The organism is Granulicella sp. S156 (genome assembly GCF_009766105.1).
Taxonomy (GTDB): domain Bacteria; phylum Acidobacteriota; class Terriglobia; order Terriglobales; family Acidobacteriaceae; genus Granulicella.
Genome location: NZ_LMUH01000013.1, coordinates 658,429 through 679,488, shown reverse-complemented (window position 1 = coordinate 679,488; position 21,060 = coordinate 658,429). Strand labels below are relative to the sequence as shown.

The 21,060-nt window shown below is 53.7% G+C and carries 12 protein-coding genes; 2 read left to right on the top strand and 10 right to left on the bottom strand.

Features of this window, described 5'->3' with window-relative positions:
* From GSQ91_RS12755 to GSQ91_RS12730, 6 genes are all read right to left on the bottom strand, one after another.
* Positions 1-387: hypothetical protein (locus GSQ91_RS12755; RefSeq protein WP_216845214.1), on the bottom strand; the 387-nt coding region annotated here is incomplete at its 3' end.
* Between the two features lie 175 nt (positions 388-562).
* Complete coding sequence (locus GSQ91_RS12750) at positions 563-4,354, bottom strand: carboxypeptidase-like regulatory domain-containing protein (RefSeq protein WP_158821944.1); 3,792 nt, start codon at positions 4,352-4,354, stop codon at positions 563-565.
* A 206-nt stretch (positions 4,355-4,560) separates the two neighbouring features.
* Positions 4,561-5,889: an MFS transporter gene (locus GSQ91_RS12745; RefSeq protein ID WP_158821942.1), complete on the bottom strand. Its 1,329-nt coding sequence runs from the start codon at positions 5,887-5,889 to the stop codon at positions 4,561-4,563.
* Positions 5,890-5,901: 12 nt separating this feature from the next.
* A complete protein-coding gene (locus GSQ91_RS12740) occupies positions 5,902-6,906 on the bottom strand; it encodes a hypothetical protein (protein WP_158821940.1) in 1,005 nt (334 codons plus the stop codon).
* Between the two features lie 2 nt (positions 6,907-6,908).
* Positions 6,909-7,925 carry a zinc-binding dehydrogenase gene (locus GSQ91_RS12735; protein ID WP_216845212.1) on the bottom strand — a complete coding sequence of 339 codons (1,017 nt, stop codon included), beginning with the start codon at positions 7,923-7,925 and terminating at the stop codon, positions 6,909-6,911.
* Between the two features lie 301 nt (positions 7,926-8,226).
* The gene (locus GSQ91_RS12730) at positions 8,227-9,294 is read right to left on the bottom strand and encodes an alpha-L-fucosidase (RefSeq protein WP_216845210.1); all 1,068 of its coding nucleotides are present in this window, start codon (positions 9,292-9,294) and stop codon (positions 8,227-8,229) included.
* 284 nt (positions 9,295-9,578) lie between these two features.
* Here GSQ91_RS12730 and GSQ91_RS12725 point away from each other — a divergent pair, with 284 nt between their 5' ends.
* Positions 9,579-10,715, top strand: coding sequence for a hypothetical protein (locus GSQ91_RS12725; protein ID WP_158821936.1), 1,137 nt, complete (start codon positions 9,579-9,581; stop codon positions 10,713-10,715).
* A 183-nt stretch (positions 10,716-10,898) separates the two neighbouring features.
* On the opposite strand, the gene GSQ91_RS12720 is transcribed toward GSQ91_RS12725, so the two are convergent.
* Positions 10,899-11,804: an AraC family transcriptional regulator gene (locus tag GSQ91_RS12720; protein ID WP_158821935.1), complete on the bottom strand. Its 906-nt coding sequence runs from the start codon at positions 11,802-11,804 to the stop codon at positions 10,899-10,901.
* 628 nt (positions 11,805-12,432) lie between these two features.
* Between GSQ91_RS12720 and GSQ91_RS12715 the strand changes: the two genes are divergently transcribed.
* Positions 12,433-13,515, top strand: coding sequence for a 3-deoxy-7-phosphoheptulonate synthase (locus tag GSQ91_RS12715; protein ID WP_158821933.1), 1,083 nt, complete (start codon positions 12,433-12,435; stop codon positions 13,513-13,515).
* Positions 13,516-13,665: 150 nt separating this feature from the next.
* On the opposite strand, the gene GSQ91_RS12710 is transcribed toward GSQ91_RS12715, so the two are convergent.
* From GSQ91_RS12710 to GSQ91_RS12700, 3 genes are all read right to left on the bottom strand, one after another.
* A complete protein-coding gene (locus tag GSQ91_RS12710) occupies positions 13,666-15,033 on the bottom strand; it encodes a DUF3863 domain-containing protein (RefSeq protein WP_254064537.1) in 1,368 nt (455 codons plus the stop codon).
* Positions 15,034-15,155: 122 nt separating this feature from the next.
* Entirely contained in the window at positions 15,156-17,273 is a 2,118-nt protein-coding gene (locus GSQ91_RS12705) for a GH92 family glycosyl hydrolase (protein ID WP_254064535.1), read from the bottom strand.
* A gap of 259 nt (positions 17,274-17,532) precedes the next feature.
* Positions 17,533-20,745 carry a TonB-dependent receptor gene (locus GSQ91_RS12700; RefSeq protein ID WP_216845208.1) on the bottom strand — a complete coding sequence of 1,071 codons (3,213 nt, stop codon included), beginning with the start codon at positions 20,743-20,745 and terminating at the stop codon, positions 17,533-17,535.
* Positions 20,746-21,060: the final 315 nt, after the last annotated feature.

Below are 21,060 nucleotides of genomic sequence, written 5' to 3'. Positions count from 1 at the left end.
GGGATCGATGCGGCCAGTCCAGATGACGATCTGACCGGTGGGTGCAGGCGCCAGATCGTCGCGCTCAGAGAGTACGGCATCGCAGAAGCGAATCATCTGATCGAGGATGGCTGTGTTCTGTGTGATCTCGTAGACGAGGCCCATGGCCTTGACCTCTTCGCCCTGTGTGCCCTGCACCCAGTTGTTGCCGATATTGTTGGTGGCTGGGGCCTGCGCCGTGACGTAGGAGAGGAAGGAGTTGACCTCCGTAGAGGTGACCGGACCGGTAAAGCTGCTGACGGTCATGTTGGTTTGTGCTTGTGTAGAAGGCATGAAGGCGAAGCCGGTTAGAAAAACCAAGCTGAAGACGAGGCTTTGGAAGGAACGTTTCGTTGAAGCCCTGCGCATAAGGAATTTCTCCTGGATTAAGTGCGAGCCGAAGCGTATGGATTGGTATAGAAATTGATCCGATCCTTGCAGGAGTGGCAATGCATACCACAAGGGTGCTGGCGGGCGTCAATCGCAGGGCCGAAATCGGAATGCGAAATGACCCCGCCGTGAACACGGAGTTGCATGGCGAGATCTAGAACGTCAGCCGCGCTGAGAACTGCAGTTCGCGTGGCGTGTTGTAGGAGGAAGTCATGTTCTCCGTACCATCCGTTCCATTCGGATTGTTGTACCCCTGAATATTGAAGGCGTTGAAGGCATCCATGTTTACGCGAAGGTTCACCCGCTCGGTGATGGGAAATACCTTGAACAGGGAAAGATCGACGCTATAGTTCATGGGTCCATTGAGAACGGTGTGCGAATAGGGATTGGATCCCGCGGGAGAAGGTGCGTAACTGATGGCAGAGGTCTTCCCGTCGAGGGTAGTGATATTTACCTCGTTGCCCCCGAAATATTTATCCGTGGTTGGGCATGTAGTGTCGATGGGACTCTGGTACGGAGCCCAACCGCCGGGAAGACCGGTTACAACGGCGCTTGACGATCCGGCACACGGATTCCCAGCCACAACTGTGGGTGCGAGGTATCCGTTGAACCATTCAAACTCCTTGTAGCACACGCCGCTGCGGCAATCGGTGATCGGAGCCTTATGCTTATAGACCTTCAGGGGGTTGGTCGGCCCCCAGTTCGTAGAAGTGACGGTAAAGTCCTGCGAGACAATGGTTCCGGCTCCGGCAAGCTCGAAGCCGCCGATCAGTTCATCGACGAGCCGGTTAGAGTGGCCGAAAAACCGCTTTCCGCGTCCAACAGGCAGATCGACAATCCCGTTGAATTGAATGTGCTGCTTCGGGCTGGATGTATCGACCATGTAGTTCTCAAAGCGATTGAGCGCGCGATAGTACGCGTAAGAAGGTGTGTTCGCGGGTGGTGGGGGTGGAAGAGGTGGCGCGTACGCGGCTCCATATGCCGCGGTCATCGTGCCGAGCCCGCTATCGACATAGTCCTGGTAGGGAAGGATATCGTTCTGAGCCGCGCCACTTCCCTGCACTGACATCGACTTGGACCACACATAGGAGATCTGATAGGCGAGGCCATGATGGAAGAGTCTTTGGTAGTTGGCCTGCAAGGCGTTATAGTTCGACCAACCACTTTTTTGAGTCAGGGTATTTCCGCCATAGGTGACCTGGTCGTAAGGACCGGTCGCAGTCGCGGCATACTGATTTGAACCGATCACGCTTCCGCTGGGAGGAACTGTTCCGGTCGCCATCTCCCAGTTGTAGCTTGAGGGTGGGTTGTTATATTCCATGATCTGGTCCAGGTTGGTTCCATGGGTATAGAGGTAACTCAATCGCAACACGGAATTCCCCTTCAGTGGCTGCTCGATGGTGAAGTTCGTCTGAGTTACAAAATTGGGTGGAAAGTCTGGATTATCCGTTTGGACGCTGAGGCCAGGAAGGATCGCGGTAGTTGACGCGCTATTGACCACATTGGAACTGTTCACGCCCATGACAACAGACTGCGGTGAGCGCAAGAGATAGTTTTTCAAACCATCCGGAGATTGGTTGGCGGCCGTATAGTTTTGGCTGTAGCTCAAGGTAAACGGATTCCGCCGGTCAAAGCCCTTAAGATAGTTGCCGACTGGCTCGGGATAGATAAATCGTCCATAGGCTCCGCGTACGACGGTCCCCAACCTGGAAGATGGTGTCCAGGCAATGCCGACGCGGGGGCCGAAGGTGAAGTCGTAGTTTCTAAGCAAGCTGGACGGCATTCCGGCCGCCTGCGGAGTCTCGAACTTCACGCCGTCGTTGATGTCGTTGGTGATCACCGCCTGCGTCGTGTACCCCTTGGCGATCAGTTGGGCCGGAGTGCTGGAGGTCACCATGGCATGGTTCGGAATATCGAAGGCCATCATGATTCCGTCTCCCACTACTGGAGAGGGATGCGCTTCGTAGCGGAGACCAAGGTTAACCGTCAGGTTCTTCGTCATGTGATAGTTGTCCTGGAAGTAGGCGTCATACTCGTTATTGTGGATATGCCCGTAGGGCGGATCGGTGTTCACGCTGTAGTTGTAGGCGGCGCCCAGGAACTCATCCGCGTTCGCATTCCCCGTGTTCGCGATAGCCGAATAATTTTTGCCCGATGTCGGATCTTCAAGGCCGGTCGCCTGGCCATCGAATTGGACCGTATCCTCGATCTCATTGGGTCTCGATCCGAAGCGCTCATGCCGGTAGCGGATGCCAAATAAGAACTGGTGCTGGCCGAATGTCTTAGTAAGGTTCTCGTCGAGACTGCTAATGATCTGAGTTACCCCATACTGGAATTGGGTGCCGTCCAGGGGACTAAAAATCTCACCACTACCGACGATTGGAAACCCGATCTCGCCAAAGTTATTAGGTAGCCCCAATTGCTTCTCAAAATTCGCGAACGGCGTACCTCCGGCGTAGTTCTGCTCTCCAAACCACTGCTGGCTGATGATGGTTTCAGCAAAGAAGGTGGGGGAAAAGATATGGGTAAATCCGATGGCAGGAGCAAACAGCCCGTATTGGTTCAACGAGACGCCGCTGGCATTCGCGGGCAGGCCGTCGGCCGGAAGCGATGCCGGTTCAGCGGGGTCATTGCGCAGAAAATAGTAGTTAGTGTTCGTCTGCGTGTACCGCAAGTAGGCCCGGTTATTTTGATTGAATGTGTGATCCAGGCGGAAGGTAATGTTCGGAGTGACCTGGTACTGGGGAGAAAGAGCGGGGAAGTTGGTCATGACCATTGGGTTGGCGGCGGTGGTAGGCAGCGGCGTAATGTCATTGAAAATTTTGGCGTCGGGAGATTCACGGCTCACCGGAATCTGGTTGTTGACGAATGGCTTGCGCGACCAACTACCCGCCGAACCGCCCGCAGGGTTGTATATTGTCGTGTTTGGATCGTAGAGCTGCTGCAAGATGCCTGAACTGTTAATCAGTCCGCTAAAGTCGCCATTTCTCATGGCCGCAGTCGGCACAGTCATGTTCTGGTAGGTCGAAGCCGCCAGGGAGTAACGCTCATAGGCAAAGAACCAGAAGGACCTATTTTTGCCGTCGTAAAGGTGAGGAATAACAATTGGACCACCGGCGGAAGCACCAAATTCATTGCGCACATAATGGGGCGCGACGAAGTTCGACGGATTCGCCCTCGACCGGGCGATACCCCAGGCATTGTTGCGCGCGGTTTCAAAGAGTGTGCCGTGAAGCTGATTGGTTCCAGACTTGGTCGTGAGGATGCCGATAGCCGGCGTTGCGGACTCTGCGCCAGAGCCGTTGGTCTCCACGCGGACTTCCTGAATCGAATCCGGATCGGGCACCTGCGCTGAGCCGACATGTGTTCCACCGAATTCGCTGTTGAGGAGTGTGACGCCATCCACCATATACTCCATCGCTCCGCCAGCCAGGCCACTGGGGCAGGAGGACGATTCAGTGCAGTTCTCCAGCCCCGGCGTGGTCTCTTGAACCAGAGTGAGGACGTTGCGGCCGTTCATCGGGAGTTGGTTGATCCTGCTGTTTTCAAGTGTCGAGGAGATAACACCGCTGGTGGGAGTGACGAGTTGAACCGCGTCCCCGGTTACGTCGACGGTCTGCGCCGTAGACCCCGCTTTCAAGGATGCGTTCACTACCGCACGCTGGCCCACCAGGAGCTCAATCGTTCTTTGAGAGGCTTCCATCTCCGGCGCGACAATCCTCACGGTATAGGTCCCCGCAAATAGGCCAGGCGACTGGTAAAAGCCAACTTCATTAGCTTTCGTGTCGAACGCGACGCCGGTAGCATCGTTGACGACATGGATCGAAGCACTCGGAATGACAGCTCCGGCCGCATCGGTAACGACGCCCTGAATCGATCCGGCTCCGCTTTGAGCAGATGCACCAGGAGCGCACAGCACTACCACGACTAACAGTGCAACGATCACGAGTTTTGCAGTGCACCACATTGAAGAGACACGCGTTGTACAACTGGCCAGACCTTCCATAATCAATGATTTCTCCTGATAACTTTCGGAGCTGATTATGGTTGGCTGGAGCTACGTCTGTCTTTAGATTGAACTGCTGAACTTTTGTCTAAACTGGAGATGGCGGTCATTTGATTGCTCGGATATGCTCCCCGAGTCTTTGCCAGCTATGGCTGAAGACGGCCAGTAATTGCGAGGGCCCCGGGCTCTGTTTTATTACCGCCTTCGGTATTGCGTGAAAGCATCCAAAGCACCGCGGTGGCGCACGGTATCAGTAAACCGGAAATAACCAATACCAGCGTGTACCCAAAATGATCAACGAGCCATCCTGTCGATAGCATGAAGATCATTGCCCCAAGACCAGCGCCTGTTCCAGCAAGACCCGAGATGGACGCGACCAGATGGTTGGGAAACAGGTCACTCGTAAGTGTCTGCACATTGTTCACCCAAAACTGGAAAGCAAAGAGAACGATGCTAATCAGAATGATCGCCTGGGTCGCGGACCTGGCTCCGCCGACGAGCATACCTGCTAGCGCAAGCACGGTAGCCAACAGAATCGCGAACCTACGAGCCCGCATCGGCTTCCAGCCACGATGAATTAACCATCCGGAGAACCCGCCACCGAGCAAAGCACCGGCGTCTGCAAAGACATACGGTATCCAGGCCGAAAGGCCAATCGCCTTCAGACTGAGACCGCGCGCGGAATAGAGATACAGGGGTAACCAGACCAGATACAACCACCAGACGGGATCGCCGAGAAACCTGGACAGGACGATTCCCTGAACGTGCCTGTTCCGCAGCAAATCGCGCCAGGCTGGCGATACCATTGCAGTCTCAGGCTTCACCACTTCTTTCTGAATAAGATCGAGTTCTGCAGGATACAGCCATGGATGCTGTGTCGGAGGCTGATAACACACCTGCCACAACGCGAGCCAGATAAACCCAAGCAGGCCCGTAGCAATGAACGTCGTCCTCCAGCCAAAACTCAATTGAAGCCAGATGATCAAGGGCGGTGCAAGGGCAGAGCCCAAAGTAGCACCGGTGTTAACGATGCCCATGCCCAAGGCACGTTCTTTGGCGGGGAACCATTCGGAAACACCCTTAATCGCAGCCGGCCAGTGACCACCCTCTCCTAATCCCAGAACAAGCCTGAGACCACTCAGGCCAAATAAACCACGAGCCATCGCCTGAGCTACTTCAGCTACCGACCAGATTGCCATTGCAATTGAGAGGCCGGTCTTCGTACCGATGCGGTCCTGAAGTTTGCCAAATATTGTTTGGCCAATGGAATACGTGAATAAAAACCAGACGCTGATACTGGCATATTGGAAGTTGCTGAGGTGCAGCTCCCTGCAGATGGTTGGGGCAAGGATCGAAAGCGTGAGCCGATCAATATAGCTAATCAGCGTAGCGAGGAAAAGCAAACCCGCGATCCACCATCGCAGCCCCGTTATTTGCAATTCGCATTTATGCGGTTTCGGCTTGAGCACAGTCATATTAGTGCCGGCTCATTCCGTCTTGCCTGCGACGGACCAATGCACCAAGTCCTTTGATCTCGCCAATCCTAGCGAATTCCAGCCGCGTTTTGCGTAAGTCTTTCGTTCTGTGCACCCAGCGTAGATCAGATAGTAATAGCCATCATATTGGCGCCAGTCATAGAGAGCAGAGGCATTAGCAATATTAGCTGTATTGAAGGTCTCCCTCGGAATGTCGAGCGTATAGCCTTGCGTCCACCTGAGCCAGTCCGAGCCTGCGTCAAGCGCATAGAGATAAGGAGCATGCGGAACGTAGTCGGTGGTCAACAGGTACCATTTGCCGTTCGTTTGCATGAACTCATAATTTTCGTGGAAGCGGCCATTATCCTTGCCGTCTGCCATCAAAAGCGACGGAGACCCATCACCAACAAGTGTGAATGGCTGATCGAGTGAAGGAGTGAATGCGATCCGTGCACCGCGCACGTAGTTGGGCTTCCAGATCAGGTAAAAGCCCTTGTCTGTGTGAGCCAAAGCGGCGTCAATCACACTTTCGTCCCCGATTAGATTGGTCGCCAGAGTTTTCCCTTGTGACCAATGGACCAGATCCTTTGAGGTCTTGTAGAACAAGCCGGTCGGCTTGCCTGCCTTGTCTCCCCACGAATTGTAGGTAAGGATGTATTGATTGCCCACTCGTTGAACATCGGGCGAGCACATGCCGATCCACCCATCTTCGTCTCCATCGAAGTTGAATATCGGCTGTGAGTATTGCTTGAAGTCGCGAGTGCTGACCTCAACAACGTGCGACCGTATCAGCCCTCTCTCTGAATAGAAAGCAGAAAAAAAGACGTAAAAAATACCCTTCCGATAAGCCATTGCGGCATCTTTAATCGACCAATCAGGATAGGACAATACAGGATTCTGCAGGTTCTTCCAGTTGATAAATGTCTTGGTCTTTCCGCTCGCGGGAAACACGAAAAGGGTGAAAACGAGGAGTATCCCTACTGAAACCAAACTGGTTGCTCTGCTACTCTTCTGCATCGCTAAGCCTCACAGTCGACCAATACATGGATGGCGCTGTTTCGGGCATTATCGCGGAGTTCAAAGGCCTCGCCAATACGGCTTAAGGGAACATGGTGCGTAACAATTTCAGAGGTGTTGACCAGGCCATCGAGAACGAGTCGGATGCCTTCGTCATAGAAGCGACGCATATCGATGTCGCGCTTCGGCTCTGTCGAATAGATATCGATCCGCTTGCGATGAATCTTCAAAAAGTCGATAGGGCTGTTGGAGACACCGATGCATCCATACATGACTACCTTCCCTGTGAATGCAGTGCAATCGATTGCGTCTACCATGCCATCACCTTCAAGCAGACACGGAACTACTACGTCAAAGCCCTCAGGAAAATCGGCTCTTGCGACCTCCATCGTTGGCGTCTCCGGCGACGGAACTTTGAACGTATGGGTTGCTCCATATTTTTTTGCCAGCGCCAGATTGTCGTCGTTCAAATCCGTCACAACCAGCGCTTTCGGGTTGTGCAGACGGAGAACTTGCGTCAGCACCAGGCCGCTGACACCCTGACCCGTGATCAGAACCGTCGTTCGTTGATCGATCCTGGCAATCTCTGCAGCATGAAGAACTCCAGGAAGAATTTCGATCAGACTTGTGTCAACTAACGGAAACCAAGGCGGCACTACCTTGACATTGAAAGGACGGCACACGATGTACTCGGCAAATGCCCCCCACACATAGCGGCAAGTAACTTGATCTCCAGCGCGCAACCCCTCAACATTTGGTCCGAGCTTATCGACAGTACCTGCTACCTCATGACCCAGCCGGGCTGGAAAGCTCACAAACTCAGGGCTGCGGGTGCCACGGTAGGCCTCGATATCAGAACCACACACACCCACCCATTTGATCTTGATTCGCACTTCCCCATCGCCCGGCTCGGGGATTTGGGCATAGCGAAGAGAAAGGTATCGTGGCTCATCGAGAACTGCAACTCTCTGAGAGTTTGGATGGTCTGAGTCCACCAATTTCAGTGGGGCTTGCGTCATTCGAGTCGTCATCGTGATCAGTATATGGACCGTTGCCAGCGAAGTCTTTGTGGGGAAAGGATCAAGCTTTATCCAGAACGGAAATGTCTGTCATGGCTGTGGAGTACCGGCTCGATTTGTATCAGTGGGCAAGAACGACGCTGGAACGAGGAGGGCAAGGATGCCCCAACGGTGAATATCTGAACTCCGAGATAGGACGCATTACACTAATTCCTCACTCGCGCAAAACGTCGGTCAATCCACCCTATAAATCGTGGACAATGAATTTCTGCCGACGATTCTCATGACTTTCCTTTGCACATCATGCCGCACCGTTGTCATGTCCAATAGCTTTTAGTTGGTCAATGAACGCCTGCGAAATATGTCCATCTGCACTCACCGGTGTATCCCAGGTAAAGACTCCTCCCTGATCTTTGAGCTTGCGACACCATGCCACTACCTGGTCCGTTGAGAACCGTGGCAAGCCCATGCCCCACCTCTCACCCAGATGGCTCAAAATGTGAAGTTGGGCTCCATCAACGATGCCGTCCTCAGCGTGATTGAGCGTAACTTCTGCTGGAAGGTCTATCTCTCCTGCCGTGTAGTCCTCATATGGCGACATGGAAAAAATGCGGCGGAACATTCCAGGATTGAAGGCCACTAGGCTCTCTTGATTGCCGGCTCGCGCCGCAGCAGCAAAGCTGGCAAAGTTTGGAGCTGACATGCGATACATCGCGTTGGGCCAGTAACAGCCATCGAACCACCAACCGGAGACTTTGTTCCCCCAACGCTCCGACCACTCCCGAATCACCTTTTCCCACTTTAGCTGGAACTCATTGTTTCGGTATGCTCCTGCCTGCCACCCGAGTGCTTTCACTGCAGCAGCATCCCCGGCAGGAGCTCCCGAGGGAAGATAGACCATCAACTTAATACCACGCCGACGATGTGCGTCATACAAGTCTGCAACCAGATCTCTCTTTGAACATTTACTTGGCTGAATGCCGACGATGCGATCATACGTAGCGTTGGGCGAGAGATAGTATCCAGAATTTTGGCCAATGCTGATCAGATGGTAGCCTGCGCCCGTGGATTTGATCTGGTCGGCCAATCCTTCCACATCGAAATGAGCCACAAGATCGTTCCATCTCGCGACCGTCATCTCTTCACCAGTGTCTTTGGCAATCCAATCTGCCAGATAATGTGTCATCACTCCCCATCGAGCTTTTCGCATCCAGTCAGCCGTGCCTTTTCCCTGGTGGCTGGAAGACTCTTCCTCCGCTCTACGCGAATGATCTTGCGCGGCGGCGGCAGGACTGAGTTCCAAAGCCACGGCAGCAGGAATGATGGAAGACAGAAACCAACGTCTGGAGTGAGAGTTCAATTCTGACATGTGAGTGATTTTCCTCTTGAGCAACACGAAAGAATCGTAAGCGATCCGTCCATATGCACGAATCATACCGAGCAACGAATCTGCCGCGGCCATGACTTCCGTTATAGATACAACTTTGACCGATTTATCGAAAGACTACATGCGATCTCCGGAATATGCTTTGCGAAGTAACAGCTCGACGGGCTCGACCGTCTTTCACGCCATCACCAAAGCGTCACCCAATCGAACGATTGAAATTGACTCATAATTCCTGTTCTAAAGACGATCGGGCGCATTCAGAATCCATGCGCACTATCAATGACGAGATAAAGACAGCCAACGCTCAATGCAAAGCAGAAATTGTGAAATGGTATAACGCGAGGGGTATCAAAATGAAAGTAAGGCTGATCGCGATCGTTTCTCTCCTCCTCTGGATTCGCCCGGTATGGGGTGCTCCACAACCCTTCATCGACTGGAACAATCTGCACAACCCGGTTCTCTCTTTCCCCGATTGGTCGATCAAGGATTTTGCACTGGCTCCCCGGAACGGCGTATTCTACGTTTTCTTTTCGGCGTTCTACGAGGATCATGGACAGTTGCGCAGCCACGTTGTTGAGGTCACGACCCGCGACTTCAAAACCTACTCACAGCCCATCATGAACTTTGACGGAGAAGATGCTGGCTTTATCGGAATGTGCTCACCGGACGTCCAAAAGCAAGGAAATCTATGGGAACTATCGTTCAACTCCTGGGGCGACGAACAAAATAACTCCTACCACCAGCTTTTCTACATGACTTCGCATGATCTGATCCATTGGTCGCCACGCCAGCCATTTGCCGCGAATCTCACTACAGGTCACGGCGTAGACGACCTTACCGTTACTCGCAATGGAAATAGATATTATGCAATGTGGAAAGAGGCAGTGAATCCACACGGATTACCCCGGCGCGAAGCTGTAGAGAAGAGTCAGACTCCACCTTGGAATTACGGATTACGAGCACAACTAGCTGAAGCGAAAAGTCTAAGCGGCCCATGGCAGTATATCGGCTCTGGTTACCCTACGCTCAACATGGCAGACGGCAAAGAAAACGGATTGATCCACGAGAACTTTGAATTTATCTGGATCGACGGCAAGCTGAATGTGCTTAGCTCCGCTTACCCAAAGGGTCACAATGCATTTCTCTACACGCTCTTAGATCCGAGGCATCCACTTGCATGGGGAAATGGAATGAAATTGGATCTCCCTACCGAAAGCTTTAACCAACTTGTTCCTTACGATGCCGGTGCCATCTACGACTGGCGCAAGCAGGATGGCTATTTTTATCTCGTTTACACCGGTCACAACGAAAACACATCATACGCACACCGGGGATGGAACCGTATGGCGCTCGCCCGGTCGAAAGACTTGGTACATTGGATTCCTGCGGGTTCTGACAAGTAGGCGGCAGCAGCCGAGGAACTTCTATATATAGATAGTTATCGTCAACGCTCTATCCGAGCGTTGCACAAACGAAGACGTTATTCTCGGATACGAACTCTCAAATCAGTCCATTCTACATATGACTAGTCGATGGAGTAATCCACGTTTTACCCAGATATACTTGACTCAAGCACTGATAGCAGCTCAGGCAATTGCACGAAGGCTTCCCAGGCTATCTCTTACAGCGTCTTCCGAAACAGTCCAGATAGTGTTAACGAATTGCGGATCGATATAAACGTCTTTGCAGATGCCGTCCTGATACTTACGTCGCCACGCTCCAGGGGTCTCTCCACAAACCTCGTGAAATGCCCGTGTAAAGTGATGCACCGTCTTAAATCCGACCTTGTCTGCTATTTCCTTGAACGAATAGCTTGAATATTCAATAAGATTTTTGGCTTTCTGGATGCGGTACTGAAGCAGGTAGCGTCGGGGGGAGATACCCAAAACATCCTTGAAATGTTGTCGGACATGTCGGTCAGATTTCCCCACGGCTCGTGAGATCTGCAGGAGGGTACAATCCTGGGCATGATGGTCCCTGATAAAAGTGGTCGCCTGTTGAACAATTCGATTGCCGTATAGGGGATGGTCCACATGGTCATTCGTGCAAAGCTTCTCCTGTGACTGATCATCCCGTAAATAGTGAAGCAAAATTTCACCGAGGAATAAGTTGCATAACTCGCGATGGAGATAACCCTGGTGTTCGCCTTCGTGCCGGATACGCTCAAACTGAGTGGAGATTCCCGGATCATTCTCTTCGTGCAACTCACTTGCACGCATTAATCGGCCTCGCAACCAGCGGTCTTTCACTACAAACTTTAAATCCAGTGTCTTGACCAGTGACGAAGGATTCAGTGAGTGAACCGAATGGGGTTTCACTAATAGGAGAGAGCCTGGTTTGATGAGGTATTCTCGCTGTTTCAGATAGGCGGAGCCAGAGCCCGATACGAAGTAGATCATCTGAAAGTAGGCGTGCTCGTGCTTCGCAAGTTTTGTTTGCGGCTGGTAGTCATACCGTGCGGTCCAAAGAACTTCAGCCGATGATGTAACCATTTTCCAGTCCTCGGTAGCGAACTATACGTCCGCAAATGCCGCTGCAGAAGAGCGGAACACGCTTCACCGGTACTTGCTTTTGAATGCCAGTGGCAGCTGGATTCACCGATGTTTCGTGCCTGTGAGAAGCTAATGTAACGCGTTTATCTTTGAGTTCAGACATACGCCGCTTGGGTATTCCTGCTTTCCTTATTCCGGCGTCGCTCCTACTCACTGCTGTAAATCAAGCCGGGCATTCCGGTGGTGAGGCTGACAAAGGAATCAAACTGCACATGAGGCCCGGGAATGAGCGTTTCGTCGCAGTCCTGAGTTTGGAGAATTTCTCTTGGATGGAATGCGGGCTGCTGTGAGATTTGGAGAAACGAAAAGACCGACTCCGAAACCGGGAGACAATTTCTCATATGCCACATGGCATTGTCAATTTGAATATTGAATTGTATTTTCATAAATAAACTTGTTTATCGAAGGCAGCTGAAGAGGCGAAACCATCTTGGCAGCGTGGTTGAAATCGTGCAGCGCTTTCGTTCTCGTCCGACAGTGAACCTGCCCTCAGACGCAGGTACTGGCGCCTTAGCAAAGATTGAATGTGTGAGAGGACGAGCCATACCTAGTATCCTGATAGACGGCCATGACATATCCCACAAATAACCTCAGGATCAGATCCAGCAGAGTCGTTATTCCTCCCATCTTCCTCGAAGAGGAGATGCCCCTCACGGATAACGCATCCCGCACCGTTTTCGAAGCACGTCGTCATATCGTCGACATCCTCAATAAGGCGGACGATCGCCTGATTGTCGTTGTAGGACCTTGCTCTATCCACGACCCGGCTGCCGCCAAGGAATATGCGGGATTGCTGCAGGACGCCATCGCAGAGCTTTCCAGCGAACTCATGATCGTGATGCGTGTGTACTTCGAGAAGCCGCGTACCACCCTTGGGTGGAAAGGGCTTATCAACGACCCCTACTTCGATGAATCCTTTCGCATCAGTGACGGGCTGCGAATCGCTCGTCGCCTGCTTCTCGATCTGGCGGAGATGGGCGTGCCTGCTGGCACGGAGTACCTCGACATGATCTCGCCCCAATACGTCTCAGATCTCGTAAGCTGGGGCGCCATCGGCGCACGCACAACTGAGAGCCAGGTCCATCGCCAGCTCGCTTCCGGCCTCTCCTGCCCAGTCGGCTTCAAGAACGGCACCTCCGGCAACGTCCAGATCGCGATTGAGGCGATCCTCTCCGCGAACCATCCGCATACCTTCCTGGGAACCACGGAGACCGGACAATCGGCCATTCTTCTGACCTCCGGCAATTCCGATTGCCACGTCATCCTTCGCGGCGGCCGGCAGGTCACCAACTACGACTCCGCTGCCGTCGCTTCGACCGCCGAGCAGATGGAGAAGTCCGGCGTGAAACCGCGGATCATGATCGACTGCAGCCATGCCAACAGCGGCAAGGATCATCGCAAGCAGGGTGCTGTATGCCGCGACGTGGCAGAACAGATCACGAACGGTGATCGTCGGATCATGGGTGTCATGATCGAAAGCAATCTCGTCGCCGGGTCACAGACTCTCGTAAACGGCAAGGCGCCCGTCTATGGACAAAGCATCACCGACGCCTGCATCGACTGGCCCGAGACGCAAGGGCTCCTGCGAAATCTCGCCAGCGCTATTCGCCAGCGGCGAGCCCATCTTGGTGTGGGGCAGGTTCAATCCTGATACGAAAAGCCCACGAATCGCGGGCTTTTTCGTATTGTTTCAGTAGAAAATCGATAAGGATTCTCCTTTTATCGCTTACAGGAAGAACAAGGGAATACGGACGGCTACGATGCCAGAGTACCCAAGCAGTGCAGCACAAAGAAGCCAACCCTAGTATTTCTTCAGGGCTGGCAGGGTGTTAAAGATAAATGCTCGGTCCTCAAGGCTCATTTCGCTCAGCAGGACAGGCGTATCTTGCGGTCGAAGCTGCTTCTGGTTGATACGATTCATCAGATCCCAGGACTTTTCCGGATGCTCCGGGCTGGGATCTGGTGGTTCATGAGCATCGAGATCATAGCGGGTGAAGTCGATAACTTTTCTGGGCGTATTCTCGTGCCAGTCGCGGAGAAAGGCCAGCCGGAAGTGCTTGTTCATAAACCACTCAATCTCGAGGTTATTGTAGGAGTCACCCAGGCCGCTGCCGCGTTCAAGGAAGCTGTAGTTCCAGGTTTCATTCGTTTTATGTTCGGCTCGCCAAATCGAACCGAATTCTCCGAAGCTCACGAAGTGCGTATCAGGCCAGCGCTTTTTGGTATCTGTCACCCAACGCTCCAGCGCCGAACAGACAAGATCTTTCCCGAACTCATGAACCATCTGGGCCTCCCAAATGTTCGTCACCCAGCCCCAGTTGTTACGTGTAAAGCCTTCGTCGAAATGGATCGACTGCGTATGCATTACTTCGCGGTGTCCCAGGTCTATTCCCCATCCCACGTACGTTTCGATGGGCCCAACGCCGCGGCGGCTGTTGTAACCAGTGATCTTGTGATCGAGCGCACCGCTCTTACGGGCACAGATGAAGTCGACGGTCCAACCATCGAGATTGACGCAATCGATGAAGTCGGCGCTGCTCTGCGCGGGCTTACAGAAGTGTTGCGTGGATGGATAGAAGGGATACGAGGGTGATCCGTCAGCGCCTCCGCCATCGATTGCATGTTGCGACCAGATAACGGCGTGCGCTGTATGGATATCTTCCTTCTGCGCGAGATAGGCAAGATTATCGGCGGAGAGAAAGCCGCCCATGATCGCCTGCGGGCGATAGCCATTTCCGACGAAGCTCGTGATAATCTGAATGGCCTCCGACATCTCCCGGTTGACTCGTTCGCGAGGTAGATACATCGCCGGGAAGTACCCAGGAAAATAGGAGACCTCATCTCCGAATCGCTCATGGCACTCGACAGCGTAGTCTCGTATCTGGCGGTAATTTGTCCGCTTGTCCTCCAGCGCGTTCAGCGTAAAACCCCAGGTCATTCTGCCATCGGGATTGGAACGCGAAAACGCTTCACGCATGGCCCGGACACCATCCAGGGTATGCCAGGTCGACTCATCTCGATCCAGCAACTTCACATCGCGCGATACCTCCCACGGAGTGGTTCGGATCATGATGCAGAAGGTCACGAATCGATTGCCGGACAGCCGAGGTTGTGGACGGGACGACTCGAACAACTTACCTACGCCAGCGAAACCTTGCGCCTCTGCCATGAGGGTTGCTCCAGCTACGGCCGAGCCACTGAGAAATTTCCTACGATTGAAAGATGACATATGTTCCTCAACTGCGATGCAGCGTTCAGCGCTTCGTCTGATACAGAGCGAGCATGCTGCTCCTATTGATAATCTGCCGGATTGACATTCAGTGCATCAGGCGGAAAAAGCTTTGGGTTTGAACCGAGCTCCTTATTTGGCGTGTCTCCCATGGTGAGTTCCAGCGTGCCTCCATTGACGATGTCTGTATGGCGGAACCAGATCTTATCGAGCGGTTTTCCATTCAGCACGACCTTTTGCACGTACTTATTTTGACGGGAGGAGTTGCGCGCGACGATCACAAAGCCCTTACCACTGTGAAGATGAATCGTGACCTTTTGGAAGACAGGGCTGGCAATGTCATACACCGGGATGCCAGGGGTGACAGGATAGAAGCCCATCATCGAGAAGACCACAAAGGCGCTCATTCCTCCACCATCTTCGTCTCCGGGAATTCCCTGCAAGGTGTCTGTGAAGAACGTCTCCAGGAGCATCCTGATGCGCTCCTGTGTCTTCCATGGAGCGCCCAGGCGATCATAGATGTAGGGGATGGCAAAGCTTGGTTCGTTGCCCATCGAGAACTGGCCCACCATGGAGGTTGAGTCAGGAAACTTGGCCTGGAACTCGTACCTGGGGCGGCCTAGTGGCTCACGGAAGAGTTGATCGAGGTTGGCCTCTGCCCTCTGCGTGCCTCCCATCATGTCGATAAGGCCTGCGTAGTCGTGAGCGACATCCCAGGTGTAGGTGTATCCGTTGTTTTCGTCATAGTAGTCACGTCCGCCCATGCCTCCATCGAATTTGGGGTCCAATGGCTCAATCCAATTGCCGGCAGCATCCTTCGGCCACATCATGGACTTGTCCGTTCGGAAGAGGTTCTTGTAATTGGTCGCACGTGTCATGAAGAGATGCTCATCTTCGGGCTTGTTCAAAACATGTGCCAGGTGGGCGATGGACCAGTCATCGAAGCTGTTGCCCAGCGTAACGGGCACGGGCTGGCGCTTCTCAAAGGGAGCGACCTGCGGATAGGTTTCCTGCTCGCCCGGGCGCAACGCCGGAAGGTATCCGTGAGTGTTGTAAAAATCGTCAAGTGGAGTCTTAGGGCCAAGTCGCCACGGGAGCAGCGTGCTATCGAGAGAGCGTTTGCGAACGCCTTCATAAGCTGTTCCAAGATCGAAGTTTCTCACACCTTTAAACCATGCATCCGCAAACCAAGGGGCGGAATGATTGCCGTTCATGCAGGCGAGCGGACCGGAGACAACAGCGAATGTAGGCATGATGCCACCCTGCTGATACATGCGCACGTAGGATTGCAGCTTGTCTGCTTCTGCGTCGGGGTTGAGGATCGTCTGCAGCGGCTCAAGCGCTCGAAAGGTATCCCACAGCCAGTTGTCGACATAGAACGGGCGCGTGTCCGTGTGAACGCGATGGTCGAAGCCGCTGTAGTATCTTCCATCTTCCGTGATATTGACCATGCGTTCGGAACTGCGATAGAGCGCGGTATAAAAAACACGGCGCTGCGCCTCGGTTCCACCTTCGACGGTAATGCGGCCGAGGGTATCGTTCCAGCGAGCCTTCGCCGCAGCCTTGACGCGCTCAAAGCCGGGACCTGGAATCTCATGCTGCAGATTGCTCTTTGCCTGTTCTGTGCTGATGAAGGAAATTCCGTAGCGGAACTCGAGGTCGCCACCGTTGGCGGAGACAAGCAGATGCTGCTGAGCGCCATCCTGACTCTTTGTGAAGACGACCCTTTTGCTGAAGACCCCATAGACGTAGGCCTTCATGTCATTAAACTGCTCTTCGCCCTCTACGATATTGCTGTCGTGAAGAGAGAGGTCTCCCGCGACACGATTCGAGAGCACCAGCGATACCTTGCCACTGGGAGAGGTGAAGCGAAAGTAACCACAACGCTCGGTCGCGGTGAACTCAGTCGTAGATTTCGACTCGAGGAATTGCGCAGAGTAAAAATATGGCGTCGCAACCTGCTGGTCATACGCGGCAGCAGTTCCATCGCCAAGCATGATAGTGAATAATTCCTCCCCACGATGAGAGCTGATCGTAAGGGGAAAACCTTCGATGCGGTCGTCGAGCGGATCGGAACGCAGCGGATACATTCTCACCATGCTGTTCGGCAGGTAGACGGCCGGCTGAGTAGGCGCAAGGAGAATCGAGACATTCCCAATAGTTGGATCGACATACTCCACCTGGGCACCAGCACGTGCGGCAAAGATGCCAAGTAATAGGAGCGAACCTTGTATACATTTGCGGAGCAGGACGACCCTCTTTCTCTAAGTAGCGTGGCAAGCCGCCCTGGGCTTTGCTATCAACGCATGATCGGGGTTCTTCAGTGGAATCGGCCCACCGTGACGACACTTCGATTTCAATTCTTATGCAAGCGTGCCCGTTTGCTGTTATTGGATAGCAAACGGACACGCCTCTGCAAGTCGAATGACGATGGGTAAATTAGAACGACAGCTTCAACGCTCCCTGCATCACTCGCGGCGCTACAGCACCGATGGAGGTGATCTGTCCAAAGTTAGGATCAGTTACGGTGTTGTCTGGCTGGCCGAAGTTGGGATGATTGAAGGCGTTGAACATCTCCCAACGGAATTGGACGTTGTACCGATCATTGCTGACCTTGAAATTTTTCATCAAGGCCATGTCCCAGGAGTTCGTCCCAGGAGCCTGCAGGATATTCTTGCCGCTATCGCCGAAGGTTCCAGGATTGTTAGGAGCAAAAGCTGCCGTGTTCATGTATTGCTTGATCCATTGTGACTTCGGACCTTGATGAACTCTGAAGGGCTGTCCAGGCACGATGTCTGCGCGATCAGAGTACTGCAGCGATCCCGAGCTATCTCCACCATTGCCGCCTTCGACCGAGAATGGCAAGCCGGACTGCGCGCTCCAGATGCCGCTTACCTCCCAGGAACCCGCGACGGACTTGACCAGCGTGTTGTGACCGCGGAGGCTCGGAGTGGTGTAGATGAAGTCTGTGACCGAAATCAACGGAATGTTGACCGACGAAATACCGCGGTTCCAACGCTTATCGGCTGGGTCGGAGAACGGATCTCCGAGTCCGCCATGCCAGGCCGTGTTGCCGGAGTCGCTGAGAGAAAGAGTCTTCGACCAGGTAAAGTGCGAATCCACCTTGAGGCCATGGAATACCTGAGTAGTCACGCCCAGCTGCATCGACTGATACGACGTCGTTCCTTCGTCGTTTACCTGATTGATGTACGAGAAATTAGAGTAGGTGGTGCGGTTGCTGGCGTTGGCATAGATGCCGGGGTTCTGATCGACGATCGTTGCCTGATGGTAATTCTGGCTTCCAACATAGGCGAAGTGCAGGGCAACAGCGTTGGTCACCTGTTGCTCGATCGAAGCGTTCCAAGTTTGCGTCACGCCCAGGCGGAAGTTGGGAGAGAAGACTGATCCAATGGCCATCGGCGTGAGGAAGATTGCCTGGTTGGCCGGAACGTTCGGATTCGTGGCGAAGGAAGGAAACGGACTGGTGCCGCCGGTCGGAGCGAAAGAGGCCCATGGATTTTGGAAGCTGATCGGATTGGCCGCCGTCGCCGAGAAGGAATAGAGCGGAGCGATCGGCGCAACACCGATCACGTGATTGTAGAAAGCCCACGACAACGGAGAGACGAAGATGCCGACGCCTCCGCGAATTACGGTGCTCGGTGTCGCCTGATAAGCAGCAGATACGCGGGGCTCGAAGTAGGTGTTGCTGGAGTGACGAAGGGTTGAGTTGAGTCCTTTATCTCCGGGGAAGATAAGTCCTGCCGGAGCGTTCGGGTAACGCACACTTTGCTGTCCGGGGACGAATCCAGCTCCGCCATTGATCGAGGTTGCAGCCCAATCGGGCTCCCAGCGAAGGCCGGCAGTCACCGTCAGCTTCTTACTCGCGTGATATTGATCCTGCAGATAGAGCGCGAACTGGACACCTCGTGTAGGCGAGTTCTGGAACGCACCCTGGGTGAAGCTGCCTACCTGGCCGAGGAGAAAGTCGGCGTTTGCATAGCCTGTGTAGTAACCGTTGAAGCTAATGATCGGCTGAGCCGGATAGTCCGTCTGGTTGTTTTCATACTGGTGTGCGAAGGCGCCACCAAACTGCAGGGTATGTTTTCCAAGTGTCTTAATGGCGTCATCGGAGATCCACCACGTGGTTCTCGCTGTGGCGTTCGGCTGCGCGTTTGGGCCGCTGAAGTTTGCGTCGAGGTTCATGGTGAAGCAGCCCGGAGGATCAGCTACGTTGATGTACTCAGAGAGGCAGAAAGGATTTCCGGCCTTGGTAAAGACCTGGCTGCCATCGCCGACGTTCAGGCTGATCCACGCGGCAGAGACCGTGTTCACCAGGGTCGCTGAAGGCAGCCAGGTGTTGCTGATCTCTTCGTTGTAGAAGCGGCCGCTGTTTGCAACCGCCGTTGCGAGGATGTTTCCGTTCACATTAACCGCTGGATCGTTGAAGTTTGTAATGAAACTGCGGGCGAAGAAACGCATCTTGTCGGACATGATGTAGTCCAGACGCGCCGTGCCTTCGTTCAGAGAGCTATCGACGGTTGGCCCTGAGAAAGTGACCAGGCCCGTTGAGGGATCCTGCCCGAGGGGCAGCGCTTGCTCGGCGATATCAACCGCCGCTTTACTGAAGAGAGCAGGATTAATCTGATTCTTCACTCCGTTCACAGTCGTAAACGGGCCTTTCAAAGTGAAAGGGAGCGCACTGAAGTCGCCATTCAACATAGCGGCTGTAGGCGTATTAGAGGTCTCGGTTGCTGACGCCAGGCTTTTTCTCGTGCCCTGGTAGTTGACGAAGACGAAGAGCTTATCCTTGATGATGGGCGCGCCGATGTAGCCGCCGAACTGGTTCTGCTTCAGACCGTCGACGGCGCCGCTGAACCAGTTTGAGGCATTGAGCGCTCCATTGCGGATGAACTCAAAGACTCCGGCGTGGATGCTGTTCGATCCCGGGTTGGTCTCGATGTTGATGATGGCCGAGGGCGAAAAACCATACTGCACGCTGTAGTTGTTGGTGACCGCACGGAAGGCGTGCGTCGCATCTGGATTTGGAAAGGGAGCCATCAGCAAGTCGTAAAAATCCATGTTCGGCACACCATCCAACAGGGCATAGGTACTTCCCTGCTCTCCACCATTACCCGACCCGCCCACTTCGTTGGGAAAGGCTGCACTGGTAGGGAGAGTTCCGGCGGAGGTGTTCAACACGTTCGTCACACCCGGTGAAAGGAAGATAAGGCTTGCAGGATCGCGCCCGTTCAACGGAAGCTGGGTGATCGAGGCCTGGTCGACGACGTTGCTGATCTCAGCATTGGTGGTGTTGAGGAGAATCTCGCCGGTGTCGACCGTAACACTCTGCGACGCATGACCGACCTGCAGGGTAAAGTTCAGCGTGACTGCCTGGCCCACCGTCAGCGTTGTGAGCTGATTGTAGGTCTCAAAACCACCGCTTACTGCCGTGAAGCGGTAGTGTCCGGGAGGGAGAGGAGCGATGGAGTAAAGTCCCGAGGCCGAAGAGACGGCGGTCTGCTTCAGGGTGGTGTCCGTGTTTTGTGCGGTAACCGTAACGCCGGGCAATAAAGCACCGGAAGGATCGATGATGACCCCAGTCACGCTGGCGCTCGTTCCCTGGGCGAATCCCGGAACTGAAAGAAGACCCAAAAAGGCAGCGGCAAGCAAGAAAAATCGCAGAGACTGACTGAAGACAGCTGGGAACCCCCTCCGTTCTGGAACGAGGGATGGGTGTCGGTGATGCAAAAGGGCGGTACTCATTTGGAGCCTCCAAAGTCGTCTGGCAAATCTTTCGTAAGTAATGCAATACTTGACCTCCAGGCGGCTCGGTGCAAGGTTAGATAATCCCCTAACGTCGCCGCATGTATTTGATAAATAAACACTTACAAGGTAATAAAACAACGAAACGGTAGGTACAGACCGGATAGCGCAACAATTGGGCCAGCTTTTGCCCATATGGGCCGC

Excerpts from the sequence above, each read along its gene's own strand:
- GSQ91_RS12745 (WP_158821942.1), bottom strand. The coding sequence starts at position 5,889 with ATGACTGTGCTCAAGCCGAAACCGCATAAATGCGAATTGCAAATAACG.
- GSQ91_RS12740 (WP_158821940.1), bottom strand. The coding sequence starts at position 6,906 with ATGCAGAAGAGTAGCAGAGCAACCAGTTTGGTTTCAGTAGGGATACTC.
- GSQ91_RS12735 (WP_216845212.1), bottom strand. The coding sequence starts at position 7,925 with ATGACGCAAGCCCCACTGAAATTGGTGGACTCAGACCATCCAAACTCT.
- GSQ91_RS12730 (WP_216845210.1), bottom strand. The coding sequence starts at position 9,294 with ATGTCAGAATTGAACTCTCACTCCAGACGTTGGTTTCTGTCTTCCATC.
- GSQ91_RS12725 (WP_158821936.1), top strand. The coding sequence starts at position 9,579 with ATGCGCACTATCAATGACGAGATAAAGACAGCCAACGCTCAATGCAAA.
- GSQ91_RS12720 (WP_158821935.1), bottom strand. The coding sequence starts at position 11,804 with ATGGTTACATCATCGGCTGAAGTTCTTTGGACCGCACGGTATGACTAC.
- GSQ91_RS12715 (WP_158821933.1), top strand. The coding sequence starts at position 12,433 with ATGACATATCCCACAAATAACCTCAGGATCAGATCCAGCAGAGTCGTT.
- GSQ91_RS12710 (WP_254064537.1), bottom strand. The coding sequence starts at position 15,033 with ATGGCAGAGGCGCAAGGTTTCGCTGGCGTAGGTAAGTTGTTCGAGTCG.